Genomic DNA, 24,030 nt, shown 5'->3' on the forward strand with positions numbered 1-24,030 from the left:
TTGATTTGTACAAGTATTTAAATACTTGTGGTTAATGCCAGCCTTGTCGCCACTGGTCGCGGTCCTGCAATCCGTGCCAGTCCAGAATTTCACTGCGACGGCTGAGCACCGCTTCAAGCTCGACACTGATGATGGTGGCCTGCTCATCTTCGATACAGGCAGTCACCATAAAATGCTTTTCCCGATTGCGCGGTTGCACGGCGGTCCATTTCGAGTGCAACAACTTGCGTGGATTGAATCTGTTCATCGTAACCCGAGTAACGCATGGGCTGCCTGACGACCACTCAGCCAGGCATTTTCCATTCGCCCACCCATGCACCAGTCGCCGCAGGCGTAAATACCCTTTTCTGGCGCTGCCAGGGCGCCCCATTGCGCGTCGGCGGAAGGGCGGGCATAGAGCCAGCGGTGTGCATGCACGAAGTTGGCTGCAGGCAGGTTGAACCCCAGTACCTTGGAAAAAGATGCCAGCATCAACTGAATGATCTCTTCCTTGTCAGTATCGATGTGCTCGCTACTCCAGGCGGGTGTCGCCTGCAATACCCAGTTATCTGCGTTGCCCGTGCGTCCGGGTTTGCTGCTGTTGCGGGATATCCAGTCCAGGCAGCCGGAGCGCACAAAGCAAGCCTCGACTGGAGTATCGAGTGGTTCAGCAAAGCTGACGGCCAGCGCCCAGCCCGGCTCCATGTCTATTTGCGCTGCAGCCTGGGCCAGTTGCATGGCCGGCTCGAGCAACGGCGCGGCCTGTGGTGCGGGTGCGGCGACAACGATACGATCGAAAGGACCATGCACCTGCTGTTGTTCGTCGATCAGTTCCCAGGCCTTTTCGTTCTGTTGCTGGAGTCGGATTATGCGGGTGTTGCTAACCAGCTTCAGATCCTCCAGCAACCCGCGCGACAGGGCGGTCATGCGCGGGGCGCCAACAAAGCGTTGTTGTTCGTCCTGCGAGGGTCGCAGGCCGTCCTGGTCATGAATAAACAGCGCCGGTTGCCATTCGGCTACCCAGCCTTGGTCAAGCCAGTGTTTCAGCTCATGGCGGAAATGGTGATCACGGGCGGTGAAGTACTGAGCGCCCATATCCATGTCGCCGTACTCGGTCCGTTTGCTGCTCATGCGCCCGCCGCTACCGCGACTCTTGTCAAACAGCACTACCTTGTGGCCGGCATCGGTCAAGGCTTTGGCCGCACTGATGCCAGCCAAGCCGGCGCCAATCACTGCAATATCCATGGCATGCATAATGTTTCAGGGTTCCTGTGTGATCGCGGGGACGTTATAAATTTAACACTTGTTAGCTCGACAAAACTTGTACATACATAATTCTCTGTATAGCATCCTGTAATTGTGAACTGTCTGCAAGTTCCTGTTATCCCGGACTGCTATGCTTCGCCTCTGTCACCTTCAGTTGCATGCAGATCCACTCCAACCTTTCTGAGGCGGGTCTCAGCATGCCGACTTATCCGTTTTTACTTTACGACATGGAGTCCTGAACTATGCATGTACTCGTTACCGGAGGTACAGGCCTGATTGGCAGCGCCCTGTGCAAGCGCCTCGTCAGCGATGGTCATCAGGTCAGTGTCTTGAGCAGACAGCCTGAGCGTGTTGCCGGTGTCTGTGGCCACCAGGTGCGTGGCGTTGGGCAATTAAGCGATTTGAACGAGGCCGGTATCGAGGCCGTGGTCAATCTGGCCGGAGAACCCATTGCCGACAAGCCCTGGACGGACAAGCGCAAAGCGGCACTGTGGGCCAGCCGGGTTACCCTGACCGAGCAGCTTGTCAGCTGGATAGGCACCTTGTCGGTAAAACCGAAGGTTCTGGTCAGCGGCTCGGCGGTTGGCTGGTATGGTGACGGTGGTGACAGTCTGATTACCGAGGCCAGTCCTGCCCGTACCGAATATACCCATACTCTCTGTGATGCCTGGGAGTCGGCGGCCAAGCGAGCTGGCGCGCATGGCATCAGGGTCTGCCTGCTCAGAACCGGATTGGTGCTGGCCGCGGACGGCGGCTTTTTGCAGCGCCTGCGTATGCCATTCAAGCTCGGGCTGGGTGGTCCTATTGGCTCGGGAAAGCATTACATGCCCTGGGTCCATCTTGAGGATATGGTGGGTATTATCCAGTTTCTGTTGCAATCGCCGGAGTGCAAAGGGCCCTATAATGCGACGGCACCCAACCCGGTGACGAACAAGGTCTTCGCCCAAGCCTTGGGCAAGGCCTTTGGTCGGCCTGCGTTCATCCCCTTGCCCGGTTTTGCCCTGAAACTGGCGCTGGGTGAAATGGCCGGCTTGCTTTTGACCGGACAAAATGCGGTGCCGGAAAAGCTGTTGAAGGCGGGTTACCGGTTCCGGTTTGATCAGCTTGATACGGCGCTGGCTGACGTTGTTCATCCCTGAAGGAGTAATCTACTGATGTCTGATCGTGCGGTTTTGCTTGCCAACCTCGGCTCCCCTGCAAGTACCGAGGTGGCTGATGTGCGCCGTTACCTAAACCAGTTCCTGATGGATCCCTATGTTGTGGATCTGCCCTGGCCGTTGCGCCGGCTGCTGGTGGGTCTGATTCTGTTGTTGCGTCCGAAAAAGTCCGCTGAAGCCTATGCATCGATCTGGTGGGAAGAGGGCTCGCCGCTGGTGGTGATCAGTCGCCGTGTGCAGCAGGCGCTGCAGGCCAAGCTGGATATGCCGGTGGAGCTGGCCATGCGCTACGGTCAGCCGTCGATTGAAAACGGACTGCTGGCGCTCGCCAAGCGTCCCGGAATAAAGGAAGTGCTGTTCATGCCGCAGTATCCGCAGCATGCCGACAGCACCACCACGACCTCGATCCGCGAAGCTGAGCGGGTCATCGCCGAGCACAAGCTGGACCTGAAACTGACGGTGGTGCCGGCCTTCCATGCACGCCCCGGCTATATCGATGCCCTTGTTGCCAGCGCCTCAGGACACCTGGAGCAGGGCTTTGACCATGTCCTGTTCAGTTACCATGGCTTGCCTGAGCGGCACCTACGCAAGGCTGATCCGACCAAGTCACATTGCCTGGCCTATCCCGACTGTTGTGATCGTCCATCCCCGGCCCACGCTACCTGTTATCGCGCCCAGTGCGTGTCCGTGACCCGCGCCTTCACCCAGCGCATGGGTATGACTGACGATCAGTGGTCGCTGGCTTTTCAGTCCCGGTTGGGCAAGGACAAGTGGATTGAGCCCTATACCGAAGCACGTATCGACGAACTGGCTGCCCAGGGCGTCAAACGCTTGCTGGTCATGTGCCCGGCTTTTGTCGCCGATTGCATCGAGACGCTGGAGGAGATCGGTGATCGGGCGCGGGAACAGTTTATCGAGGCGGGTGGTGAGGAGCTGGTTCTGGTGCCCTGTCTCAATGACCATCCGCAATGGATAGAGACCTTGGCAGATTGGTGCCGAACCGAGCCGAGCGCTGCCTGATGTGCGGCGGTGTTTGAGATTTTTATGCCCTTGCACCGGTATTCAGGGGCATAAAAAGTCTGTTTTTGCCAAGGAAGTCACGTTTTTACCGCGTTGATAGGCGCAATAGCGCTGTAAAACCGTGATTCAGACTGGTATTTTTCTCTTCACTTCAATTGCCCGCCGCTGTCCCGTTGTCTCGGCCTTAACTGGATTCTGAGACATGGATAGTCACAGATCGGTGCTGCACTACGCCAACCTCAGTCACGCGCGTCGCCCTCGAGGTTGCTCACCCGGTTTTTCCCTTCTGGAGTTGCTGGTTGCCCTGCTGATCCTCAGTGTCGGGGTGTTGGGTGCTGCCAGTCTTCAGCTCAATGCACTCAAGTACAGCAGCAGTGCAGGCCACATTACCCACGCTGGTTTCATTGCCCAGAACATGATTGAGCGCATGCGCGCTAATGCCGGAGAGTTGGCAGGCTATGCGGGGCATTACCAGGGTGACTGTCAGCCGTCAGTTCCCGCGCCGGGCATTCTTGCTCGGGATATTGCAGATTTTGCCGCAGCGGTCGCCTGTCATCTGCCTGAGGGCCAGGCGCGCATCGACATCAGTGGCGACTGGGTAGAGGTCGAGCTCAGTTGGTCAGAGCAGCGAATTGATGCCACGCCGGCCCAGGTAAGGCTGCGTGCGCTGATGGGGGCAGAGATATGATGACTCCGTCTGCTCCGTCCTATGCGAGGCGAAGACAGGCTGGCTTGAGCCTGATTGAGTTGCTGATCGCGCTGGCGCTCGGACTGACGCTCATTACTGGCTTGCTGCAACTTTTTCTGGCCAGCAAGCAGACCTTCGCCCTGCAGCAGCAGGTAGCCATGACTCAGGAAAACGCCCGGTTTGTCATCGAGCGACTAAGCGCTGATGTGCGCCAGGCAGGCGCCTATCAATGCCTCGACTGGCAGCACCTGGACAGCGAACAGCAGCACCTCTTGCCGCCTGCCCTGAGTCAGCCAGTCAGTGTCGATAACGGGGTATTGCGCCTGGTCAGTGCTTTACCTGTCTCGGACCGTCGCACGAATCTGCCCGCCTGGCGCTATGGTGCGACCTGGTTGCTCGCCAGTGACTGTCAGCACCGCATGCGTATCAGTGACGGCCCGGGTTTAACGCTGGAAGCCGGGGAAGTATTGATTCCCGTGCGTCTGGTGGAGTACCGCTTGGCCGAGACGGGCTTACAGGTGCGGCTCCATGGACGTGGACGCTTCGACACGCTGGTGGAGGATGTCCATGCCTTTGACCTGAGCTTTGGTCTGGCGGCCAGCCCGGAGCAAATGCAGGTGGCGGGCGATTATCAAACGACATTGACTGCCCAGACTTTACCTCGTCTGCGCTCGGTGCGCCTGCATCTGTTATTCGGCAGCAATGGTGTCGACGCCATAAGCCGGACTTTTACCCAGGTGGTCATGTTGCGCAATCCGCCGCTTAGGGAGCATTGAACATGCCTATTGTTCCCAGGCTCAGGGAGGATGGTGCAGTCCTGGCGATCTGCCTGGTTTTTTTGCTGATGGTGACCCTGCTCGCCTTAGCGGGTTCACAAGCGGCCATCAATCAGCAGCGTATGGCCGGTAACTACCTAAGTCAGCAGGGGTTGTTGCTGTCTGCCGAGAATGCCCTGGTTATGCTTGAGCGGGCCCTGTTGAGTGGCGACATGGCGCTGCCCGAGCTGCCCTGTCCTCAGTCTGATTGCGGTTTGTCGGCTACAGGCAATCCGGTTGGTGCTGAGCAACTCAGCGCGGCTGGCTGGCGGCCCATCCCGGTTCAGAGCCATGCCGACGGCATCAATCATTGGTATCGGTTGTCATTGTTGCCGCCAGCGACCCCGGATCAGTCGGATCAGACGCCGTTACAGGGCCGCCGTTACCGGCTGGCTGTCATCGCGTTGAGCGCGTCACACCATAGTCTTGTGGAGGCTGTGTATGAACTTCAACCCAGGTAAGCTTTGTTGCCTTTTGAGCTTGTATCTCGGTGCTCTGGCACTGCCGGCGTCAGCCACAGACAGCGAGGCGGGTTCTCAGCGACCGGTGGATTCGGGTCAGGTCGTCAGTGTCCAGATCCATGGGCAGGCAGTAGACGCTGAAGAGGATGCCTGTGCCGATAGAGAGCTGGCGATCCCGCGGGTCAGCGGCGACCTCAAGCTGGTGGCCCATGCCGATTGCGCGCTGACCCGCATCCTTTGGCGGCAAGTCCGATGAAGGCAGGTGAGGCGGCGTTTACGCTGATCGAGCTACTGGTGGTGCTGCTGATAGCTGCGTTGTTGTTGACCCTGGCCTTGCCGGCCTATCAGGAACATCAGCGCAAGGGGCGTCGCGCGGAAGTCGCAGGGCTGTTGCTGGAAAACGCCCAGCAGCTTGAGCGCCAGCGTGCGCTACAGGGCGCCTACACCGCCGTAGCTGGCCTGCATCAGCAAAGTCCGCGCAATGGCAGGGCGCTGTTTCGACTGGCGCTGGAGTTTGATCAGCACAGTTATCGGCTCAGTGCCCGCGCCGTCGCGGGTGGGCTGATGCAGGACGACCCCTGTAACCATTACCAGCTTGACCACCTTGGCCGGCGTCTGCCCGCGGACGCGCGCTGCTGGTAAGCAGCGACTCAGTCGGCCGTTGCGGATTTGTCAGTCTGGCTCTGCGGCAGAATCAGGTTGAGCAGGATAGCCACAACACCACACAGGCTGATGCCCTGCAGGCTGAAACTCTGATTGCCGATCAGCAAGCCGCCGATGCCAAATACCAGAGTGACCGAGACGATACAGAGATTACGTGCTTCCGACAGGTCAACCTGATGGCGTACCAGGGTGTTCATGCCAACCACAGCAATGGAGCCGAACAGCAGACACAGAATGCCACCCATGACCGGCACCGGCATACTGAGCAGCACGGCACCGAACTTGTCGATAAAGGCCAGACCGATGGCAAAACAGGCGGCCCAGAGCATCACATGCGGATTGAAGTTGCGGGTCAGCATGACGGCGCCGGTGACTTCCGAGTAAGTGGTATTTGGCGGCCCGCCAAGCGCCGCCGCCGCAGTGGTCGCCAGGCCATCACCGAGCAAGGTGCGCTGCAGCCCGGGCTTGCGGATATAGTCCTTGCCGGTCACCGAGCCGATAGCTAGCACATCACCGATATGTTCGATCGCAGGTGCGATGGCCACCGGAATCATGAAGAGAATTGCAGCCAGTTTGAATTCCGGGCTGACAAAGCCTGGTATGGCGATCCAGTCAGCCTTGCCCACGGCACTGAAGTCGACTATGCCAAGCAGCCACGACAGGCTGTAACCCACCAGTACTCCGGCCAGAATTGGCACCAGTCGGAACAGACCACGGGCGAAAACCGCGACCGCAATGGTGGTACTGAGAGATGCCAAAGCAATGATAACAGCCAGCGGATAGTCGACCAGTTGTGCGCTGCCGTCGCCGGTTTTACCCATCGCCATGTTGACCGCGACCGAGGCCAATCCAAGACCGATCACCATGATCACCGGCCCGACCACGACCGGTGGCAGCAGTCGCTGGATAAAGCCCGGACCGCGCAGGCGTACCAACAGGCTCAGGAGTATGTACATCAAGCCCGCCACCATCAGCCCGCCAAGGGTGGCCGGCAGTCCCCAGGTCTGGTTGCTGTACATGATGGGGGCGATAAAGGCGAAGCTGGAGGCGAGAAAAACCGGCACCTGGCGCTGGGTGGTGAACTGGAATATCAAGGTGCCGATACCGGCGGTAAAGAGCGCGACGCTAGGATCCATGCCGGTCAGCAAGGGCATCAGCACCAGTGCGCCAAAGGCGACAAAAAGCATTTGTGAGCCGGCGAGGGCACTGCGCCAGCCGGTTGTATCCAGTGCTTGCATCAGTCGACATCCTTCTGCTTGGTACCAAAGATCTTGTCGCCGGCATCACCCAGGCCCGGGATGATGTAGCCGTGCTCGTTCAGGCACTGGTCAACCGAGGCGGTGTAGATAATCACATCCGGATGGGCTGCCGTGACTCGGCGAATCCCCTCTGGCGCCGCAACCAGTACCAGTGCGCGAATCTCCCGGGCCCCGGCTTTCTTCAGCATGTCGATGGTGGCGACCATGGAACCGCCGGTGGCCAGCATGGGGTCAATAATCAGGGCCATGCGCTGGTTCAGTTCGCCGACCAGTTTTTCCAGATAGCTATCTGCTTCGAGGGTCTGCTCGTTGCGAACCAGGCCAATGACGCTGACTTTGGCGCTGGGTATCAGGCTGAGCACGCCGTCGAGCATGCCCAGTCCGGCGCGCAATATAGGTACCACGGTGATTTTCTTGCCCGCGAGTTTCTCGACCTCCACCTGGCCACACCAGCCTTCAATACTCACGGGCTCAACCGGCAGGTCCTGTGTCGCCTCGTAGGTCAGCAGGGCGGCGACCTCCTGGGCCAGTTCGCGAAAGTTCTTGGTGCTGATCTCGGCGCGGCGCATCAGGCCGAGCTTGTGGCGAATAAGCGGATGACGGATTTCTTTGACAGTCATGGTAATGGGCTCTTTATGCGGGGCGCGGACAATTCAGACAGGTTAAACCAAGGCAGCGCCGGGGTCATCCGCAGAAATCATCGCATCCCAGGACTTGCACTTGACCGGGCAGGTCAGTAGTTTTCCAGTCTCAGCTACCGGGTGGAGTGGACCATGACAATTGATGCACAGCAGGCCAAGCAGGTCATGGCGGCAGCAGACTGCCTGTATACCCCACAGCAATTGCACGCGGCGCTGGATCGCATGGCGGCCGAGATCAATGCCAGCCTGACTGATACTGACCCGCTGGTTTATTGTGTGATGAATGGCGGCCTGGTGGTGACCGGGCAGTTACTGCCAAAACTGAGCTTTGCCTTGCAGTTGGGTTATCTGCATGCCAGCCGTTATCGCAATGCCTTGTCCGGTGGTGAGCTGGTCTGGAAAGTTCAGGCCGAGCACGCGTTGCAGGGCCGCACTGTGCTGATCATTGACGACATCCTCGATGAGGGACACACCCTGGCGGCGATAGTCGACTATTGCCGCGCTGCTGGCGCCGCGCAGGTGCTAACGGCGGTTCTGCTGGATAAACAACATGGGCGCAAGGCTTATGCGGGCATGCGTGCCGACTTTACCGGACTTGAGATCGAGGATCGCTATATCTTCGGCTTCGGCCTCGATTACAAAGGCTATTGGCGCAATGCTCCGGGCATCTTTGCCCTGCCCGAGGGCTGATACTGGCCTGCTTTCAGGCTGATTGAACCTGTGCCAGTTGCCTGTTGATCAGCCGTGCGGCCTTGTCCGGGCTGCTGACAAAAATTCGTTGTTGTCGCTCTGCACCCACTCCTGCGCGTTTGAGTTTTAACCGTACCTGCGCCCGCACACCGATCAGGTAGACCTGAATACCCCGGCGCTGCAGGTCATGCAGGGCTTTCTCGAACAGTACCAGCGCACTCATATCCATGCTCGGCACCGCCTGCATATCGATGGCCAGATAGCGTATGCCATCATCGTAGGTGCTCATGGCATGCAGAGCCTTGTCGGCGGCGGCAAAGAACAGCGGGCCGTTGATCTGATACAGGGCTACGCTGTCGGGTAGGTCGGCGAGGGCTTTGTGCAGTTGCCTGGGCACTCTATTGCCCTGGCTGAGATCGGCCATGCGCTTGATGAACAGGACCGAGGCCAGCAGCAAACCAACCCCCACCGCCAGCACCATGTCAAACAGCACAGTCAGTACCAGGCAGATCAGCAATACCCAGATATCCTGACGGGGTCCGATACGCAGCATATGCGCGATATGCGGCGCCTCGCTCATGTTCCAGGCCACCACCAGCAACATGGCCGCCAGTGAGGCCATGGGCAAATAGGCAAACAGATCGGCCAGCAGCACCACCGCCAGCAGAATCACCAGCGCATGTATCACGCCGGCCAGTGGCGTATGGGCACCGGCGCGAACACTGGTGGCCGTGCGGGCAATGGCGGCGGTAGCAGTTATGCCGCCAAAGAACGGTACCAGCATGTTGCCCAGTCCCTGGCCCATGAGCTCGGCATTCGGGTCATGTCGGGTATTGGCCATACCGTCAGCGACCAGAGCACAGAGCAGTGATTCGATAGCACCTAGCATGGCGACCGCCAGCGCCGGGGGCAGCAGATCGCGGATCAAGGCAAAGTTCACCGTGAGTGGTTGGCCGTCGCCACCGGGCAGACGCCATGGCAAGACCCACTGCGGCGCGAAGGGCGGTATGCCGGCATGCATCACGCCGTCCAGCTCGAAACTGAAGCGCGAACCCAGGGTCGCCACCGGAATGTCGAGGTTCAATAACAGAGCGGCTAGCAGGCTACCAAGCAGCAGGGCAACCAGATGCCCCGGCACCTTGGCGGTCAAGAGTGGCCACAATAGCAAGACCGCCAGCGTACTCAGTCCGACCAGGCTGTCACCCCATTGAATGCTCGGCAGGGCCGCGCTGATGGCCTGCCATTGTTCAAGGTAATGCTGATGCTGACCCACGCCCTGCAAACCTAGAAAATCGGTGATCTGCAGGGTGGCAATGACAATGCCGATACCGGCGGTGAAGCCCATGACCACCGGGTAGGGGACAAACTGGATCAGGTTGCCCAGCCGAGCCAGGCCCAGACAGAACAGGATGACACCGGCCATGACAGTCACCAGCAGCAGTCCGCCAAGGCCATATTGCTGGGTGATCGGTAGTAGAACGACCACAAAGGCGGCGGTGGGGCCGGAAATATTGAAACGTGAGCCGCCTGTCAGCGCAATGATCAGGCCGGCAACAATCCCGGTATACAAGCCATGCTGAGGTGCAACCCCGACGGCAATCGCCAGGGCCATGCCCAGCGGAATGGCAATGATACCGACCGTGATGCCCGCCAGCAGGTCGCCGCGCGCCTTGCTCAGACTGTAGCCATCTTGCAGGCTGGCGCGCAGGGCACTGAACAGAGGGAATGAGCGGCCTGACGAATTCGACATGGCAAATCCTGAATTGACAGCAAGGCGGGTGGATGCCACAACAGACTTTTCAATCCTTGGGGCGAAAGTATGACGTACAGAAGCAAGGGTCTTTTTAGCATACTCCTGATTCTGGCCTGTAGTGCACCTATGGCTAACCCGGTCGTTCTGCCGCACGATCTGGCCTTGCCGGATGACCTTCATGGGGTGCGACAGGATAAGCCCGATCAGATGCTGTTTCAGGTACAGGACTACAGCCTGACCCTGGGCACCGAATATCGTACTAATACCTCCCCAGGCTCGCAGGATTCAGGTATCTGGATGCGCCTGGCCGGTCAGTCGCTGATCCATGGCAGTCCTGTGCGTCAGGCCCGCATCAGTTTTACCGAAGCTGGCGTCAGAGCCAGACCGGCGCGCATTGATCCGGTCAGCCAGACCTTGCAAATGAGCATGCCGGCGGGCCAGCTGGAGCTGTTGTTGCGCTTGCTCGAGGGATCGCAGCCCGTCTATGTTCAGGCACGCTTCTACGGTAACGGTACGGTCTGGACTGATGTCCATACTGATCCGATTGGGCGTTGAGGCGTCAATTCAGTTAGTTCTTCGGTACCTCCCTAGTGAACCAGGGTCAGGCTGAGTACAATGGCGTCACTTTTTTGAATTCGAAGCGGGCAGACAGATTATGCGTAAAGACAAGCAGAAGGTGATTGGCGAGCCGATGACAGAGGCGCAGATTGCGGCTTTTCTGGAGGCCCGTCCGTATGCCGGTGAATCGGTTGATCAACATATTCTGACCCGCGCCTACCGGGGCCTGCGGGCTCATGATTTTGAACACTTCCTGGCACTGTTCAGCGCGGCGGGTTTTGACCTGAATGCCAAGGATGCCCAGGACCGCAGTTTCCTGCAGGTGCTGCGTGAGCATGCTCAGGCTGAGGACTATGTGGCCGCCATGGAAGCCGCTGGCGCCCAATAGGGAGCCCCTTAAAAACGTTCTGCGTTGGCTTCTCTTCGTCCAAACGCCGGCATCCTTGCAGTCGTCGGAAAGTTTTTTAGACCTTCCTGTGTCAGGCGGCGCGCTGGTGATGGATCGACTGCGGGGCGGTTCTCGCCGCGCACAGGCTTAGCACCGGTGGCAACTCGGTCAGTTGTTTGCCCAGCAGTGACAGGTCCGCCTCATCGACTTCAATCCAAGTGCCCTGTTCGGGGGGGTGGTTCAGGGTCCAGAGTGCCCGGCAACGCCCTTGCTGATCGAGCATGGCGAAGTGACGATGGCGGCGCTGGCGACGATTCCACAGAGCAAACATGGCGCGACTCCCGTTTGAATAGAGTGTCAGTCTGATCTATGCGTGTTGCAAAGGCGTGACAGAAGCAAAACTGCCGATGCAGGTTGAACCCCTGTATGCTTGGCAAGTCCAAACGGGTGTTCAGTCGGCGCTAGCTGGCCATCCGCTTTTCAATCATTAGGAGACGGTGTCATGTTCAAAGGTCTTGCCACGTGGGTACTTGCTGGCGCTGCACTGGTGCTGGTCGGTTGTGCCCACAGCCCGCAACAACTCAATGTTCAACCTCAAATTTTGGTACCGCTGAATCCGGTAGCGCGCCAACAGCCGGTGGTAGTGACGGTACAGGACACCCGTAGCTCAAAAATCCTGGGTACCCGCGGTGGCATCTATCCGGATTCCAGCAGCATCACTATCAATGATCAGGCTTTGCAGTTGGTGCGTCAGCAGACTGAGCAGGCGTTGCGTCAGCTGGGTTTTGATGTGGTGCCCGAGGGTACGCCGAATGCCAACAGACTGACGCTGAGTCTGGCCGACCTGCGCTATCAGTCACCGGCCACGACCTATGTGACTGAGGCCACTATCAGCGCCACTTTCGCTGCCGAAGCGCGCTCTCTGAATCAGCAGTACCAGGGACGTTATGGCGCTTCGGCCCAGCACCGTTTTGGTTATGCGCCCAATCAGCAGACCAACACCCGTCTGGTCAGTGAGGTTATGAGCGATGCCCTGACGCGGGTATTCAAGGATCCTGAGATCGCGCGGATTCTGCAGCAGTAAGTGTCTCAATGACTGCCAGGCCGAGCCGATAGCTGCGTGGCCTGGCAGTTCTTCGCGTCTTTGGTCTGAATCTCAGGCTTTAGCTTCGCCCATACCTTCCTGCAGCATCTCGTCATGCTCGGTCATGTTCCAGGGCAACTGGCCGGGGCTGATATGCAGGAAATGCAGGTATTTCTCGAAGTGATCGAGGATGTCGCCAATCATTTCCTGTTGGTCGTAGCCATAGACGTCATAGGTTTGCCCGCCGCGCCGCAGAAACACCTCGGCCCGATAATAATGCTCCTCGCTGGAACCTGAGCGGCTCATTTCCGGAAAGGCAAAGCTTGGACGGGCATATTCGCGCAGGCGCACTTCATAGATGAAATCCAGCTGATCGCTCTTGATCACTTCGATGTAGGCGCGGCTGTGGTCGCTGTCGTACTGCACTTCGGTTGGCCAGCCCTGCTCTGTCAGGCTCTGTTTCAAACTCTGCATGGCTTCCAGTGCGGTTCCCGAGATAAAGCGCTCAACTGATGCACGGTCGGGAAAGTTGATGATGCCGGTCAGACGTTTTTTCCATGTCGTCGTCGGATTGCCCGTGCTATGTCGACTGGCCTGCATGTGGTGCAGCAGGCTCTGGTCACGATGCCCCTCAATGATCAGTGCCCGCCACATGCCGATGGCGGCGATCAGCATGATGATGGCAAAGGGCAGGGCGCTGGCGATGGTCATGGTCTGCAAGGCGCCGAGGCCACCCGCTACCAGCAGTACAGAGGCTACCACCCCTTCAAGAATGCACCAGAAAGCGCGTTGCCAGACCGGAGTGGCCGTGGAACCGCCGGAAGCCAGAGAATCAATGACCAGTGACCCTGAGTCCGAGGACGTGACGAAGAAGGTGATGATCAGGATCACGGTGATAAAGGACACAATGGAGGTCAGAGGCAGGCGCTCGAAGAGTTTGAACAGCGCAATTGCCGTGTCACTTTGCACCTCGGTGATCAAGGCGGTATAGCCTTCATTCATGATCAGGTGCAGTGCGGTGTCGCCAAAGATGGAGAACCACAGAAAAGTGAAAATCGTCGGTACCAGCATGACGCCTACGACAAACTGGCGAATGGTGCGGCCGCGGCTGATCTTGGCAATAAACAGACCGACAAAGGGCGCCCAGGCAATGGTCCAGCCAAAGATGAACAGGGTCCAGTTGCCAATCCAATCGCTGCGGGTATAAGCCTGCAAGTTGAAGGTACGTTCGACAATGTTGTTCAGATAGCTGCCGGTATTTTGCAGAAAGGTCTCAAGGATGAAGATGGACGGCCCGACGCTGAAGACGAAGAGCATCAGCGCCACGGCCAGCACCATATTCACGATTGACAGGTTTTTCACACCCTTGTCGAGCCCGGCCAGAACCGAGATCAGTGCCAGTGTAGTAATTGCGGCAATGGCAATGATTTGTACTGTGGCACCCACCGGTATGCTTGGCCACAGGTAGTTCAGGCCGGCATTGATCTGTGAGACCGACAGCCCCAGAGTAGTGGCAATACCAAACAGGGTGCCCAGAATGGCAAAGACATCCACGGTATGACCTATAGGACCGTAGATGCGATCGCCGATCAACGGATACAGGGCTGAACGCATCGAGAGCGGCAGACCATGGCGAAAGGCAAAGTAGGCCAGTACCAGTCCGACCAGGCCGTAGATGGCCCAGATATGAAACCCCCAATGGAAAAACGCAATCTGCATGGCCTGCTTGGCGGCATCCACGGTTTCAGCCGCTCCGGCCGGCGGTGCCGCGTAATGCAGCACCGGTTCCGCCACGCCAAAGAACAGCAGGGCGATACCGTAGCCGGCAGAGAACAGCATGGCAAACCAGGCTGGGAAGCTGTATTGCGGTTCGGAATGATCGGGACCGAGCTTGATGTGTCCCCATTTGCTGAAGGCGACCAGCACGATAAACACCAGAAAGATGGCTACCGCGAGCATATAGAACCAGCCAAAGGTTTTGGTGATGTAGGCCAGCGTGGCACTGAAGACCTCTCCTGCCAGGGTTGGATTACTGATGGTGCCGATCACCAATAGCAGTGTGACGATCACCGCAGGGGCAAAAACCGGAAGTAGGATGGTCGAGTTCTTCAGCAGCCTGTTGTCAGTCATGTGTGCTGTCCTGTGTCAGAGTTCTGGCCTGATTAGGGCCTGAATCAGCAAAAGATTGGAGTTAATTAAGCGCTAATCGAATTGCATTGTAGCAATTTTGTTTATAACTGCGACATTCCGTCTGATTGTTATCCAGATCTGTCGGTTCTATGGTGGTACTGGACTGGCTTAATAGAGGGCTTGCTATGATTGACGCGACAACCGAGGTTGACCTGAACCGTCACCAGCAGCCTGTAACGCTGTCAGACCGCATTGCGCTGGGTACGGTCAAGTTCATGCGTTTTTTTGCCGATGTGTTCTTTGCCGGACGTTATGGCCATCGCGCTGTTGTGCTGGAAACCGTGGCAGCGGTCCCGGGCATGGTCGGTGGTGCCATACAGCATTTGCATTCGCTGCGCCGGCTCAAGGATGACGACGGCTGGATTCGTACGCTGCTGGATGAGGCGGAAAACGAGCGCATGCATCTGATGACCTTTGTGCATATCGCCAAGCCCAGTGCTCTGGAGCGCCTGCTTATCGTGATAGCGCAGGGGTTGTTCTATAACTTGTTCTTTGTCCTGTATCTGTGTTCCTCGCGGACGGCACATCGCATAGTCGGTTATCTCGAAGAGGAGGCGGTCTTCAGCTACACCGAATACCTGGCCGGTGTGGATGAGGGGCGTTACGAGAACATCCCCGCCCCACAGATTGCCATCGACTATTGGTCGCTGGGATCGCAGGCGCGTCTGCGCGATGTAATCCAGGTTGTCAGGGCCGATGAAGCCGGGCACCGCGATGTCAATCATGGCTTTGCCGACCAGTTGGCCGAAAGGGATGGAGTTCAGCCGCTGCTGAAAAGCCAGGTGTTATTCAGTCCTGCGACTCGGCAGGGCACAGGTGAACTTCAACTCGGGCAATGCCGGAGCGCAGCATGTCGATCTGCACCGCAGCCTGACGGGACAGGTCAATGATGCGGTTGCCGGTGAAGGGGCCGCGGTCGTTGATGCGCACCGCTACCTGACGGCCATTGTGCAGGTTGGTGACACAGGCCTGTGTGCCAAAGGGCAAGTGCGGGTGTGCGGCGGTCAATGCGGTCTGATCATAGCGCTCGCCGCTGGCGGTGGCCCGGCCATGCAGCCGGGAGGCATAGTAGGATGCCTTGCCCACTTCAAAAAAAGGCGGTTCCGGATTGGACGCGCTGGCAGGGACAAGCAGGCTACCAGCCGCTATCAGCAGTAACAGGCAGGGCAGCCGGATTGTCATGCTGCCTGCTGCCCGGGTTGCTTGCGCCTGCCGGTGATCATCAGCCTAGCCCTCAAGCTTCTGCTTGAGCAACTGATTGACCTGTTGCGGGTTGGCCTTGCCCTTGGACGCCTTCATCGCCTGACCAACAAAGAAGCCGAACATCTTGCCGCGCTTGTTTTCATCGCTGGCACGGTATTGCTCGACCTGCTCGGCATTGGCCGCCAGCACCTCATCCAGCATGGCCTCGATGGCGCCGCTATCGGTTACCTGCTTCAGGCCCTTGGCTTCGATGATGGCATCGGCACTGTCGCCTTCACCTGCGGCCAGTGCTTCGAAGACCATCTTGGCGATCTTGCCGGAGATGGTGTTGTCCTTGATCCGTGCGATCATGCCACCCAGTTGGCTGGCACTGACCGGCGACTGCTCGATATCCAGGTCCGACTTGTTCAGTAGACTGGACAGCTCGCCCATCACCCAGTTGGCGGCAAGCTTGGCATCACCACAGGCATTTTGCACAGCTTCGAAGTAATCAGCCATTTCGCGCTGGGCGGACAATACGCTGGCGTCATAGGCAGACAGGCCGAACTCGGCTTCAAAGCGCGCGCGCTTTTGCTGTGGCAGTTCTGGCAGTTCCGCTCGTACCGAGTCGATAAAGGCCGGCTCAATCACTACCGGCAACAGATCGGGATCGGGGAAGTAGCGGTAGTCGTTGGCTTCTTCCTTGCTGCGCATGGAGCGCGTCTCGTCCTTGTTTGGATCGTACAGGCGAGTTTCCTGGATCACCTTGCCGCCATCTTCGATCAGTTCGATCTGGCGCTGGACTTCGGTATTGATGGCTTTTTCGATAAACCGGAACGAGTTGACGTTCTTGATCTCACAGCGGGTGCCGAACTCGATCTGGCCCTTGGGGCGGATCGACACGTTGCAATCACAGCGCAGCGAACCTTCTGCCATGTTGCCATCGCAGATGCCCAGATAACGCACCAGCGAGTGGATGGTCTTGGCGTAGGCCACGGCCTCCTTGGCACTGCGCATGTCCGGTTCGGAGACGATTTCCAGCAGGGGTGTGCCGGCGCGATTCAAGTCGATACCACTCATGCCGTGAAAATCTTCATGCAGGCTTTTTCCCGCATCCTCTTCAAGATGCGCGCGGGTCACGCCAACGCGCTTGACCGTGCCGTCCTCCAGGGTGATATCAAGAAAACCCTTGCCGACAATCGGCAGCTCCATCTGGCTGATCTGGTAGCCCTTGGGTAGATCCGGATAGAAGTAGTTCTTGCGTGCAAAGACGTTGTTCATGCCGATCTCGGCATCGATAGCCAGACCGAATTTGACCGCGTTCTTCACTGCCTGGGCATTCAGTACCGGCAGGGTGCCGGGCATACCCAGATCAATCAGGCTGGCCTGGGTGTTGGGCTCGGCACCAAAGGTCGTGGCGCTGCCGGAGAAGATCTTTGAGGCGGTGGTGAGCTGGGCATGTATTTCCAGCCCGATTACGATTTCCCATTGCATAGTCTGTCCTCAGTCCTCTCAGAAGCCGCTTGGCGTGCGGGTGTGCCAGTCGCTGACCTGCTGGAACTGGTGCGCAATGTTCAGCAGGCGGGCTTCGCTGAAGTACGGACCGAGCAGTTGCATGCCGATGGGCAGGTCGTTGGCAAAACCGGCTGGCAGGGCAATGCCCGGTACGCCGGCGAGGTTAGCGGTGATGGTGTAGATGTCGGTCAGGTACAGGCTGACCGGATCGTCGATCTTTTCACCAATCCGGAACGCCGGGGTCGGCGAGGTCGGGCAGAGAATCACATCAACCTGCTGGTAGGCGGCCATGAAATCGTTCTTGATCAGGCGGCGGATTTTCTGTGCCTGCAGGTAATAGGCATCGTAGTAGCCGGCTGACAGGGCATAGGCACCGACCATGATCCGACGTTTGACTTCGGCACCAAAGCCTTCGGCGCGAGAGCGCTTGTACAGGTCGGTCAGATCGGCCGGGCTGTCACAGCGATAGCCAAAACGAACGCCATCAAAGCGTGACAGGTTGGATGAGGCCTCGGCCGGAGCGATCACGTAATAGGCGGGGATCGCCAGTTCGGCATTCGGCAGGCTGATCTCATGAATTTCGGCACCCAGGGCCTGCAGTTGTTTTACTGCCGCCGCGATGGCATCAGCGGTGGCCGTGTCCAGACCGGCGGCAAAGTACTCCTTCGGCAGGCCGATGCGCAGGCCCTTGATCGAGTCGTTGAGACTGGCTGAATAGTCGGGAATCGGCTGGTCGACGCTGGTTGAGTCGCGCTGGTCGAAGCCGGCCATGACCTGCAGCATGAGCGCGCAGTCTTCGGCGTTGCGCGCCATCGGGCCGCCCTGATCAAGGCTGGACGCATAGGCGATCATGCCCCAGCGTGAGACCCGGCCGTAGGTCGGTTTCAGGCCGGTCAGCGCAGTAAAACCGGCTGGCTGGCGGATTGAGCCGCCGGTATCGGTGCCGGTGGCAGCGGCGCACAGACGTGCCGCTACGGCAGCGGCAGATCCGCCGGAGGAACCGCCCGGCACGTGCTCGGTATTCCATGGGTTGCGTACCGCACCGTAGAAGCTCGACTCATTGGAGGAGCCCATGGCGAACTCATCCATGTTGGTCTTGCCCAGCATCACGCTGCCGGCGTCGAGAAAGCGCGCGGTGACACTCGACTCGTAGGGCGCAATGAAATTGTCCAGCATCTTCGAGCCGCAGCTGGTGCGTACGCCGCTGGTGCAGAACAGATCCTTGTGCGCAATCGGGATGCCGGTCAGGGCCGTCGCGCTGCCATCGGCCAGCCGACGGTCAGCGGCCGCAGCCTGGGCCAGCGCCAGCTCCGGCGTGACGGTTATGAAGCTGTTGAGCAAGGCATCGTGCTGCTCTATCCGGTCAAGGTAATGTTGTGTCAGCTCGACACTGGAAAGGGTTTTGCTGTGCAGAGCCTGTGACAGCTCGGCCAGTGTTTTCTCATGCATGGGGCAGTTCTCGTTTGATAGCGCGGCGGGCTTACTCGATAACCTTGGGGACCAGGTACAGGCCGGCCTCGGTCGCGGGGGCAATGGCCTGGTAGGCATCGCGCTGATTCTGTTCGGTTACCTGATCGTTGCGCAGGCGCTGGGTGGTTTCCAGCGGGTGAGCCAGGGGCTCGATGCCCGCGGTGTCGACGGCCTGCATCTTGTCGATCAATTCGAGGATGCCGGACAGTTTTGCCGTAGTGGCGGGAATATCCTGTTCATCCAGGGCTATTCTTGCCAAATGGGCGATCTTTTCCACCTCGGTGCGGTCTAAAGCCATGTGCCGTTCTCCGTCGGGTTAGGACTGAACAGTGGTCAAACGACCACTTGCCCTTAACGTGGGGTGATATTGTCGAGGTTATCGACACAAAGGCGCGAATTTACCATAGTCGTGCCTTGCCCAAAAACCCCGCCATTGTTAGAGTTGCGACACTTCCGGAAGTACCGATCAGTTACCTGCTCTCAGTGTGTTGCTCCTGTCAGGTAGTTTATCAGTGTTTCTTTTACGATTAACCCACGCGTACCAGGGTGTACTCATCGCATGTTCAAAAAAATTCGTGGCATGTTTTCCAGTGATCTTTCCATCGACCTGGGCACAGCCAACACGCTTATATATGTCCGCGACCGCGGCATAGTTCTGAATGAACCCTCCGTTGTCGCCATTCGTACCCACGGCAACCAGAAGAGCGTGGTGGCTGTCGGCACCGAGGCCAAGCGCATGCTGGGCCGCACCCCAGGCAACATTCAAGCCATTCGTCCGATGAAGGACGGCGTTATTGCCGACTTCAGTGTTTGTGAAAAGATGCTGCAGTATTTCATCAACAAGGTCCATGAAAACAGCTTTATCCAGCCTAGCCCCCGGGTGTTGATTTGTGTGCCATGCAAGTCAACCCAGGTTGAGCGTCGTGCCATCCGCGAGTCGGCTCTGGGTGCCGGTGCCCGTGAGGTTTTTCTGATTGAAGAGCCCATGGCTGCCGCTATCGGTGCCGGCTTGCCGGTTGAAGAGGCTCGCGGCTCCATGGTAGTAGATATTGGTGGCGGTACCACTGAAATCGCGCTGATCTCGCTTAACGGTGTGGTCTATGCCGAATCGGTCCGGGTCGGCGGCGATCGTTTTGATGAGGCCATCGTGACTTATGTACGCCGCAACTACGGCAGTCTGATCGGTGAGTCCACGGCTGAGCGCATCAAGCAGGAAATCGGCGTCGCCTTTCCTGGCGGTGAAGTGCTGGAAGTCGATGTCCGTGGCCGTAACCTCGCCGAGGGGGTGCCACGCGCCTTTACGCTGAACTCCAACGAGGTGCTTGAGGCCCTGCAGGAATCCCTGGCGACCATAGTTCAGGCCGTCAAGAGTGCCCTGGAACAGTCGCCGCCGGAGCTGGCATCCGACATTGCCGAGCGCGGCCTGATTCTGACTGGTGGCGGCGCCCTGTTGCGTGATCTGGACAAGTTGCTGACCCAGGAGACGGGCCTGCCGGTGATCGTTGCCGAAGAGCCGCTGACCTGTGTTGCCCGTGGTGGTGGCAAGGCGCTGGAAATGATGGACATGCATACCATGGATCTGCTCTCTACTGAGTGATGTGCAATCGGGTCGGATCCAGCGCGGCAGCCATTCAGATGTTCGGTTGCCAGCGATCCAGCCCTTGACTGCAGGCTATCCTGAGTTGCGAGGACAACACCATCAAACCGCTTTTCATCAAGGGCCCGTCGCTGGGCTTTCGTGTTCTGGTCCTGTCGGTGCTGTCCATTGCGCTGATGGTGGTGGATGCGCGCTTTACTACCCTGCAACCGCTGCGCTCGAACCTGAATCTGGTCCTTACGCCGCTCTACTATATTGCCGACCTGCCGACCCGAGCCTGGGATAACACCTATCAACTGCTGACCAGTCGCGCTGACCTGATGGCGGAGAACGAGCGCCTGCGTGCCGAGTCCCTGCTGATACAAAGCAAGTTGCAGAAGCTGGCCGCGCTGACAGAGCAGAATGTGCGTCTGCGCGAACTGCTGAATTCTTCATCGCTGGTCGATGAGCGGGTACTGGTGGCCGAGCTGGTGGGTGTAGACCCCAACCCCTTTACCCAGCGCATCCTGATCAACAAGGGTGAGCGGGATGGTGTCTTCCTTGGTCAACCGCTGCTGGATGCCACCGGCTTGATGGGTCAGGTAGTTGAAGTCATGCCCTACACCGCCCGCGTGCTATTGATCACGGATGCCTCCCATAGCCTGCCAGTGCAGGTCAACCGCAATGGTCTGCGCGCGATCGCTGCCGGCACCGGTAATAACGAATGGTTGGAGCTGCGTTTTGTTGGCGATACCGCCGATATCCGTGTCGATGACATTTTGGTCAGCTCGGGACTGGGTCAGCGCTTTCCGGCTGGCTACCCGGTAGGCCGCGTTACTTCTATCACCCAGGATCCGGCGCAGCCCTTTGCAGATGTGCGCGTGGCTCCGACCGCCCAGGTCAACCGCAGTCGATACATGCTGCTGGTGTTCAGTGTCGCCTCCGGTTATGGCAACGAGCTGCCGGCGGTCGAGCTGGACGTCTCCGCTGCCGAGGCTGACACCGACACCACACCTGAGGCGGCGGGCGAGCAGCCGGTCGCACCGGTAACGGACGGGGAGCAAACCGATGCGAACTAGTCTGATAATCGGTTTGACGATACTGGTTGCGCTGCTGCTCAGTGTTATGCCCATGCCATCACCCATCGATCAGGCGCGGCCAATGTGGCTGGCCATGGTGCTGGCCTATTGGGTTATGGCCATGCCGCACCGGGTTGGCTTGCTGACGGCCTGGATGGCCGGCCTGGCCTCCGACGTGCTCTATGGGCAGTTGCTCGGCCAGCACGCCCTGGTAATGACCCTGGTCGCCTGGATGGTGTTGTTGCTGCATCAACGCATCCGGCGCTTTCCGATCTGGCAACAGAGCATGGTCATGTTGCCGGTACTGGGAATTGCCCAGATGTTGCTGTTGTGGCTCAACAGCCTGGCGGGCAATCGTCCTCCGACCCTGCTGTTTCTGTTGCCTGTGGTTGTCAGTGCACTGCTCTGGCCCTGGCTGTTTTCCGTATTGCGGGTCGTCAGACGCCGCTTCCACCTGCTTTGATGATCGCGCCCGATCTGTATCTGGCCTCGGCCTCACCGCGGCGCAGTGAATTGCTGAGCCAGATCGGTGTGCCGCACCATCAATTTGCCTGCGATGTGGATGAGCGGGTGCTGCCTGGTGAGTCGCCAGATAACTATGTTGCGCGGGTTGCCCGGGCCAAGGCTGAGGCGGGCCTTGCGCGCGTTCCCGCTGGGGCTGTGGTCCTGGCAGCGGATACGGCGGTGATTCTCGGTGGCCGGATTCTCGGTAAGCCGGCCGATGCCGACGAGGCTTTTGCCATGCTTCGTGCCCTGTCAGGAAGAACCCATGAGGTCCTCAGTGTGATTGCGGTCGCCGATCAGACGCGACTGGTCAATCAGTCGGTGCGTACAGGTGTGCGTTTCAGGGTATTGGCTGACAGTGAAATCCACGCTTACTGGCTAACCGGCGAGCCCCAGGACAAGGCCGGGAGCTACGGTATTCAAGGGTTGGGCGCGGTATTCGTCGAACACATCGAAGGCAGTTACAGTGCCGTGGTCGGGCTACCCTTGCTGGAAACGGCTGCGCTACTGCGCAGCTTTGGCGTCGCCTGCTGGCAACAGCCCTGAATGGGATGTGGATTTCCGGTATTCTGATGAGCAGAAACAGGTCGCTTGCGAGTGCCTGCTGCCATAATGCGTTGGAGAGCCCATGAGCGAAGAGATTCTGATCAACATCACACCGATGGAAACCCGCGTTGCGCTGGTGGAAAACGGTGTGCTGCAGGAAGTGCACATTGAGCGCACGCTGCGCCGCGGCATTGTCGGTAACATCTACAAGGGCAAGGTTGTTCGGGTATTGCCCGGTATGCAGGCGGCTTTTGTTGATATCGGTCTGGAGCGGGCGGCGTTTATTCATGCCTCAGAGGTCTCCGAGCGCGAGGGCGCCGCGGTGGAACCGATTACTGCGCTGCTGCACGAAGGCCAGGCGCTGGTGGTTCAGGTGACCAAGGACCCGATAGGTACCAAGGGCGCCCGGTTGACCACCCACCTGTCGATTCCCTCACGTTTTCTGGTCTATATGCCGCGTACCCCGCATGTGGGCATCTCGCTGAAAATCGAGGAAGAGAGCGAGCGCGAACGGTTGAAACAACTGGTGGCCGACTGTATCGCCTCCGAGGGCATTGATGAAGCAGGTGGTTTTATTCTGCGCACCGCGGCTGATGCTGCCAGGGAAGAGGATATTCTCGCCGATATCCGCTACGTGCGCCGGCTGTGGCTGCAAATATCACAGCAGACCCAAAGCGCGGCATCACCTTCGGTCATTTATGAAGACCTGTCCCTGGCGCTGCGCACGCTGCGCGACCTGGTCAGTCCGCGCACGGAAAAAATCCGCGTTGACTCCCGGGAAACCTTTCAGAAAATCGAGTTGTTCGTTGAGGAGTTGATGCCCGCGGTGCAGGGCTATCTGGAGCATTATCCCGGTGAGCGGCCGATCTTTGATCTGTATGGCGTCGAGGATGAAATCCAGAAGGCCATGGAGCGGCGCGTCATGCTCAAGTCCGGTGGGCACCTGGTGATTGACCAGACCGAGGCGATGACCACCATCGACGTCAATACCGGCGCGTTTGTCGGTCACCGCAATCTGGAAGAAACCATCTTCAAGACCAACCTCGAGGCGGCTACCGCGATTGCCCGGCAACTGCGTCTGCGCAACCTCGGCGGTATCATCATTATCGATTTCATCGATATGGAAGATGAGGAACACCAGCGTCAGGTGCTGCGCACCCTGGAAAAGCAGCTGGAACGTGACCATGCCAAGACCAATATCATTGGTATTACCGAGCTGGGCCTGGTGCAGATGACCCGCAAGCGTACCCGTGAAAGCCTCGAACAGATTCTCTGCGAACCTTGCCCGTGCTGCACGGGTCGCGGCATACAGAAGACTCCCGAAAGCGTCTGCTATGAAATTTTCCGGGAAATTCTTCGCGAGGCCCGCGCTTATCAGGCGGGCGCCTATATGGTGCTGGCCTCGCAAAAGGTGATTGACCGGCTGTTGGATGAGGAGTCTGGGCATGTGGCCGATCTCGAACTCTTTATCGGGCGGCCGATCCGCTTTCAGGTTGAGACGGTCTACACCCAGGAACAGTACGATGTGGTGCTGATGTGATGGCGG

General features: G+C 58.6%; 28 protein-coding genes. 17 read left to right on the forward strand and 11 right to left on the reverse strand.

Annotated elements, in window-relative coordinates:
- Positions 1-31: 31 nt before the first annotated feature.
- Together AC27HQ_RS11215 and AC27HQ_RS11220 are read right to left on the reverse strand one after the other, a co-directional pair.
- A complete protein-coding gene (locus AC27HQ_RS11215) occupies positions 32-247 on the reverse strand; it encodes a TIGR02450 family Trp-rich protein (RefSeq protein WP_487156254.1) in 216 nt (71 codons plus the stop codon).
- The gene (locus tag AC27HQ_RS11220; RefSeq protein WP_487156255.1) at positions 244-1,233 is read right to left on the reverse strand and encodes an NAD(P)/FAD-dependent oxidoreductase; all 990 of its coding nucleotides are present in this window, start codon (positions 1,231-1,233) and stop codon (positions 244-246) included. Before AC27HQ_RS11220 ends, AC27HQ_RS11215 begins: the two co-directional genes overlap by 4 nt.
- A gap of 254 nt (positions 1,234-1,487) precedes the next feature.
- On the opposite strand from AC27HQ_RS11220, the gene AC27HQ_RS11225 reads away from it, so the two are divergent.
- From AC27HQ_RS11225 to AC27HQ_RS11255, 7 genes are all read left to right on the forward strand, one after another.
- Positions 1,488-2,384 carry a TIGR01777 family oxidoreductase gene (locus AC27HQ_RS11225; RefSeq protein ID WP_487156256.1) on the forward strand — a complete coding sequence of 299 codons (897 nt, stop codon included), beginning with the start codon at positions 1,488-1,490 and terminating at the stop codon, positions 2,382-2,384.
- 15 nt (positions 2,385-2,399) lie between these two features.
- On the forward strand, positions 2,400-3,422 hold the full coding sequence (gene hemH / locus AC27HQ_RS11230; protein WP_487156257.1) for a ferrochelatase: 1,023 nt from the start codon (positions 2,400-2,402) through the stop codon (positions 3,420-3,422).
- 202 nt (positions 3,423-3,624) lie between these two features.
- The gene (gene pilV, locus AC27HQ_RS11235) at positions 3,625-4,110 is read left to right on the forward strand and encodes a type IV pilus modification protein PilV (protein WP_487156258.1); all 486 of its coding nucleotides are present in this window, start codon (positions 3,625-3,627) and stop codon (positions 4,108-4,110) included.
- The gene (locus tag AC27HQ_RS11240; RefSeq protein WP_487156370.1) at positions 4,110-4,886 is read left to right on the forward strand and encodes a prepilin-type N-terminal cleavage/methylation domain-containing protein; all 777 of its coding nucleotides are present in this window, start codon (positions 4,110-4,112) and stop codon (positions 4,884-4,886) included. The genes pilV and AC27HQ_RS11240 overlap by 1 nt, the downstream gene beginning before the upstream one ends.
- Positions 4,887-4,888: 2 nt before the next feature.
- Positions 4,889-5,386 carry a pilus assembly PilX family protein gene (locus AC27HQ_RS11245; protein WP_487156259.1) on the forward strand — a complete coding sequence of 166 codons (498 nt, stop codon included), beginning with the start codon at positions 4,889-4,891 and terminating at the stop codon, positions 5,384-5,386.
- Positions 5,367-5,642, forward strand: a complete 276-nt coding sequence (locus tag AC27HQ_RS11250) for a hypothetical protein (protein WP_487156260.1) — start codon at positions 5,367-5,369, stop codon at positions 5,640-5,642. Before AC27HQ_RS11245 ends, AC27HQ_RS11250 begins: the two co-directional genes overlap by 20 nt.
- Positions 5,639-6,028, forward strand: a complete 390-nt coding sequence (locus AC27HQ_RS11255) for a type IV pilin protein (RefSeq protein ID WP_487156261.1) — start codon at positions 5,639-5,641, stop codon at positions 6,026-6,028. The genes AC27HQ_RS11250 and AC27HQ_RS11255 overlap by 4 nt, the downstream gene beginning before the upstream one ends.
- 8 nt (positions 6,029-6,036) lie before the next feature.
- Here AC27HQ_RS11255 and AC27HQ_RS11260 read toward each other — a convergent pair whose 3' ends face one another.
- Both AC27HQ_RS11260 and upp read right to left on the reverse strand, forming a co-directional pair.
- The gene (locus tag AC27HQ_RS11260; RefSeq protein WP_487156262.1) at positions 6,037-7,287 is read right to left on the reverse strand and encodes a uracil-xanthine permease family protein; all 1,251 of its coding nucleotides are present in this window, start codon (positions 7,285-7,287) and stop codon (positions 6,037-6,039) included.
- Positions 7,287-7,928 carry a uracil phosphoribosyltransferase gene (gene upp / locus AC27HQ_RS11265; RefSeq protein ID WP_487156263.1) on the reverse strand — a complete coding sequence of 214 codons (642 nt, stop codon included), beginning with the start codon at positions 7,926-7,928 and terminating at the stop codon, positions 7,287-7,289. The genes AC27HQ_RS11260 and upp overlap by 1 nt, the downstream gene beginning before the upstream one ends.
- 153 nt (positions 7,929-8,081) lie before the next feature.
- Here upp and AC27HQ_RS11270 point away from each other — a divergent pair, with 153 nt between their 5' ends.
- Positions 8,082-8,639, forward strand: coding sequence for a hypoxanthine-guanine phosphoribosyltransferase (locus AC27HQ_RS11270; protein WP_487156264.1), 558 nt, complete (start codon positions 8,082-8,084; stop codon positions 8,637-8,639).
- Between the two features lie 13 nt (positions 8,640-8,652).
- Here AC27HQ_RS11270 and dauA read toward each other — a convergent pair whose 3' ends face one another.
- Entirely contained in the window at positions 8,653-10,389 is a 1,737-nt protein-coding gene (dauA, locus tag AC27HQ_RS11275; RefSeq protein ID WP_487156265.1) for a C4-dicarboxylic acid transporter DauA, read from the reverse strand.
- A 69-nt stretch (positions 10,390-10,458) separates the two neighbouring features.
- Here dauA and AC27HQ_RS11280 point away from each other — a divergent pair, with 69 nt between their 5' ends.
- Positions 10,459-10,947, forward strand: a complete 489-nt coding sequence (locus AC27HQ_RS11280) for a hypothetical protein (protein ID WP_487156266.1) — start codon at positions 10,459-10,461, stop codon at positions 10,945-10,947.
- Between the two features lie 100 nt (positions 10,948-11,047).
- Entirely contained in the window at positions 11,048-11,338 is a 291-nt protein-coding gene (locus AC27HQ_RS11285) for a PA4642 family protein (protein ID WP_487156267.1), read from the forward strand.
- Between the two features lie 91 nt (positions 11,339-11,429).
- Here AC27HQ_RS11285 and AC27HQ_RS11290 read toward each other — a convergent pair whose 3' ends face one another.
- Entirely contained in the window at positions 11,430-11,669 is a 240-nt protein-coding gene (locus AC27HQ_RS11290) for a hypothetical protein (RefSeq protein WP_487156268.1), read from the reverse strand.
- A 171-nt stretch (positions 11,670-11,840) separates the two neighbouring features.
- Here AC27HQ_RS11290 and AC27HQ_RS11295 point away from each other — a divergent pair, with 171 nt between their 5' ends.
- Positions 11,841-12,422 carry a YajG family lipoprotein gene (locus tag AC27HQ_RS11295; RefSeq protein ID WP_487156269.1) on the forward strand — a complete coding sequence of 194 codons (582 nt, stop codon included), beginning with the start codon at positions 11,841-11,843 and terminating at the stop codon, positions 12,420-12,422.
- A gap of 72 nt (positions 12,423-12,494) precedes the next feature.
- Here AC27HQ_RS11295 and AC27HQ_RS11300 read toward each other — a convergent pair whose 3' ends face one another.
- Entirely contained in the window at positions 12,495-14,552 is a 2,058-nt protein-coding gene (locus AC27HQ_RS11300) for a BCCT family transporter (RefSeq protein ID WP_487156270.1), read from the reverse strand.
- Positions 14,553-14,737: 185 nt separating this feature from the next.
- Here AC27HQ_RS11300 and AC27HQ_RS11305 point away from each other — a divergent pair, with 185 nt between their 5' ends.
- Complete coding sequence (locus tag AC27HQ_RS11305) at positions 14,738-15,502, forward strand: alternative oxidase (protein WP_487156271.1); 765 nt, start codon at positions 14,738-14,740, stop codon at positions 15,500-15,502.
- Here AC27HQ_RS11305 and AC27HQ_RS11310 read toward each other — a convergent pair.
- The 4 genes from AC27HQ_RS11310 to gatC are packed head-to-tail and all read right to left on the reverse strand — an operon-like array spanning position 15,402 to position 19,077.
- Entirely contained in the window at positions 15,402-15,794 is a 393-nt protein-coding gene (locus tag AC27HQ_RS11310; RefSeq protein WP_487156272.1) for a septal ring lytic transglycosylase RlpA family protein, read from the reverse strand. The two genes, AC27HQ_RS11305 and AC27HQ_RS11310, sit on opposite strands and share 101 nt — an antisense overlap.
- A 45-nt stretch (positions 15,795-15,839) precedes the next feature.
- Positions 15,840-17,288, reverse strand: coding sequence for an Asp-tRNA(Asn)/Glu-tRNA(Gln) amidotransferase subunit GatB (gene gatB / locus AC27HQ_RS11315; protein WP_487156273.1), 1,449 nt, complete (start codon positions 17,286-17,288; stop codon positions 15,840-15,842).
- An 18-nt stretch (positions 17,289-17,306) separates the two neighbouring features.
- Entirely contained in the window at positions 17,307-18,758 is a 1,452-nt protein-coding gene (gene gatA / locus AC27HQ_RS11320) for an Asp-tRNA(Asn)/Glu-tRNA(Gln) amidotransferase subunit GatA (RefSeq protein WP_487156274.1), read from the reverse strand.
- A 31-nt stretch (positions 18,759-18,789) separates the two neighbouring features.
- On the reverse strand, positions 18,790-19,077 hold the full coding sequence (gatC, locus tag AC27HQ_RS11325) for an Asp-tRNA(Asn)/Glu-tRNA(Gln) amidotransferase subunit GatC (protein ID WP_487156275.1): 288 nt from the start codon (positions 19,075-19,077) through the stop codon (positions 18,790-18,792).
- 261 nt (positions 19,078-19,338) lie between these two features.
- Between gatC and mreB the strand changes: the two genes are divergently transcribed.
- The 5 genes from mreB (at position 19,339) to rng (ending at position 24,024) form a co-directional block, all read left to right on the forward strand.
- A complete protein-coding gene (gene mreB, locus AC27HQ_RS11330; protein ID WP_487156276.1) occupies positions 19,339-20,376 on the forward strand; it encodes a rod shape-determining protein MreB in 1,038 nt (345 codons plus the stop codon).
- Positions 20,377-20,492: 116 nt separating this feature from the next.
- The gene (mreC, locus tag AC27HQ_RS11335) at positions 20,493-21,434 is read left to right on the forward strand and encodes a rod shape-determining protein MreC (RefSeq protein WP_487156371.1); all 942 of its coding nucleotides are present in this window, start codon (positions 20,493-20,495) and stop codon (positions 21,432-21,434) included.
- Entirely contained in the window at positions 21,424-21,897 is a 474-nt protein-coding gene (gene mreD / locus AC27HQ_RS11340; protein ID WP_487156277.1) for a rod shape-determining protein MreD, read from the forward strand. Before mreC ends, mreD begins: the two co-directional genes overlap by 11 nt.
- Positions 21,897-22,484, forward strand: a complete 588-nt coding sequence (locus AC27HQ_RS11345) for a Maf family protein (RefSeq protein ID WP_487156278.1) — start codon at positions 21,897-21,899, stop codon at positions 22,482-22,484. The genes mreD and AC27HQ_RS11345 overlap by 1 nt, the downstream gene beginning before the upstream one ends.
- 82 nt (positions 22,485-22,566) lie before the next feature.
- Positions 22,567-24,024, forward strand: coding sequence for a ribonuclease G (rng, locus tag AC27HQ_RS11350; protein WP_487156279.1), 1,458 nt, complete (start codon positions 22,567-22,569; stop codon positions 24,022-24,024).
- Positions 24,025-24,030 lie beyond the last annotated feature (6 nt).

The organism is Halopseudomonas sp. 4NH20-0008, from assembly GCF_057548395.1.

Bases quoted from the DNA above. Each gene is read 5' to 3' on its own strand.
- AC27HQ_RS11215 (WP_487156254.1), bottom strand. From the start codon at position 247: ATGAACAGATTCAATCCACGCAAGTTGTTGCACTCGAAATGGACCGCC.
- AC27HQ_RS11220 (WP_487156255.1), bottom strand. From the start codon at position 1,233: ATGCATGCCATGGATATTGCAGTGATTGGCGCCGGCTTGGCTGGCATC.
- AC27HQ_RS11225 (WP_487156256.1), top strand. From the start codon at position 1,488: ATGCATGTACTCGTTACCGGAGGTACAGGCCTGATTGGCAGCGCCCTG.
- hemH (WP_487156257.1), top strand. From the start codon at position 2,400: ATGTCTGATCGTGCGGTTTTGCTTGCCAACCTCGGCTCCCCTGCAAGT.
- pilV (WP_487156258.1), top strand. From the start codon at position 3,625: ATGGATAGTCACAGATCGGTGCTGCACTACGCCAACCTCAGTCACGCG.
- AC27HQ_RS11240 (WP_487156370.1), top strand. From the start codon at position 4,110: ATGACTCCGTCTGCTCCGTCCTATGCGAGGCGAAGACAGGCTGGCTTG.
- AC27HQ_RS11245 (WP_487156259.1), top strand. From the start codon at position 4,889: ATGCCTATTGTTCCCAGGCTCAGGGAGGATGGTGCAGTCCTGGCGATC.
- AC27HQ_RS11250 (WP_487156260.1), top strand. From the start codon at position 5,367: ATGAACTTCAACCCAGGTAAGCTTTGTTGCCTTTTGAGCTTGTATCTC.
- AC27HQ_RS11255 (WP_487156261.1), top strand. From the start codon at position 5,639: ATGAAGGCAGGTGAGGCGGCGTTTACGCTGATCGAGCTACTGGTGGTG.
- AC27HQ_RS11260 (WP_487156262.1), bottom strand. From the start codon at position 7,287: ATGCAAGCACTGGATACAACCGGCTGGCGCAGTGCCCTCGCCGGCTCA.
- upp (WP_487156263.1), bottom strand. From the start codon at position 7,928: ATGACTGTCAAAGAAATCCGTCATCCGCTTATTCGCCACAAGCTCGGC.
- AC27HQ_RS11270 (WP_487156264.1), top strand. From the start codon at position 8,082: ATGACAATTGATGCACAGCAGGCCAAGCAGGTCATGGCGGCAGCAGAC.
- dauA (WP_487156265.1), bottom strand. From the start codon at position 10,389: ATGTCGAATTCGTCAGGCCGCTCATTCCCTCTGTTCAGTGCCCTGCGC.
- AC27HQ_RS11280 (WP_487156266.1), top strand. From the start codon at position 10,459: ATGACGTACAGAAGCAAGGGTCTTTTTAGCATACTCCTGATTCTGGCC.
- AC27HQ_RS11285 (WP_487156267.1), top strand. From the start codon at position 11,048: ATGCGTAAAGACAAGCAGAAGGTGATTGGCGAGCCGATGACAGAGGCG.
- AC27HQ_RS11290 (WP_487156268.1), bottom strand. From the start codon at position 11,669: ATGTTTGCTCTGTGGAATCGTCGCCAGCGCCGCCATCGTCACTTCGCC.
- AC27HQ_RS11295 (WP_487156269.1), top strand. From the start codon at position 11,841: ATGTTCAAAGGTCTTGCCACGTGGGTACTTGCTGGCGCTGCACTGGTG.
- AC27HQ_RS11300 (WP_487156270.1), bottom strand. From the start codon at position 14,552: ATGACTGACAACAGGCTGCTGAAGAACTCGACCATCCTACTTCCGGTT.
- AC27HQ_RS11305 (WP_487156271.1), top strand. From the start codon at position 14,738: ATGATTGACGCGACAACCGAGGTTGACCTGAACCGTCACCAGCAGCCT.
- AC27HQ_RS11310 (WP_487156272.1), bottom strand. From the start codon at position 15,794: ATGACAATCCGGCTGCCCTGCCTGTTACTGCTGATAGCGGCTGGTAGC.
- gatB (WP_487156273.1), bottom strand. From the start codon at position 17,288: ATGCAATGGGAAATCGTAATCGGGCTGGAAATACATGCCCAGCTCACC.
- gatA (WP_487156274.1), bottom strand. From the start codon at position 18,758: ATGCATGAGAAAACACTGGCCGAGCTGTCACAGGCTCTGCACAGCAAA.
- gatC (WP_487156275.1), bottom strand. From the start codon at position 19,077: ATGGCTTTAGACCGCACCGAGGTGGAAAAGATCGCCCATTTGGCAAGA.
- mreB (WP_487156276.1), top strand. From the start codon at position 19,339: ATGTTCAAAAAAATTCGTGGCATGTTTTCCAGTGATCTTTCCATCGAC.
- mreD (WP_487156277.1), top strand. From the start codon at position 21,424: ATGCGAACTAGTCTGATAATCGGTTTGACGATACTGGTTGCGCTGCTG.
- AC27HQ_RS11345 (WP_487156278.1), top strand. From the start codon at position 21,897: ATGATCGCGCCCGATCTGTATCTGGCCTCGGCCTCACCGCGGCGCAGT.
- rng (WP_487156279.1), top strand. From the start codon at position 22,567: ATGAGCGAAGAGATTCTGATCAACATCACACCGATGGAAACCCGCGTT.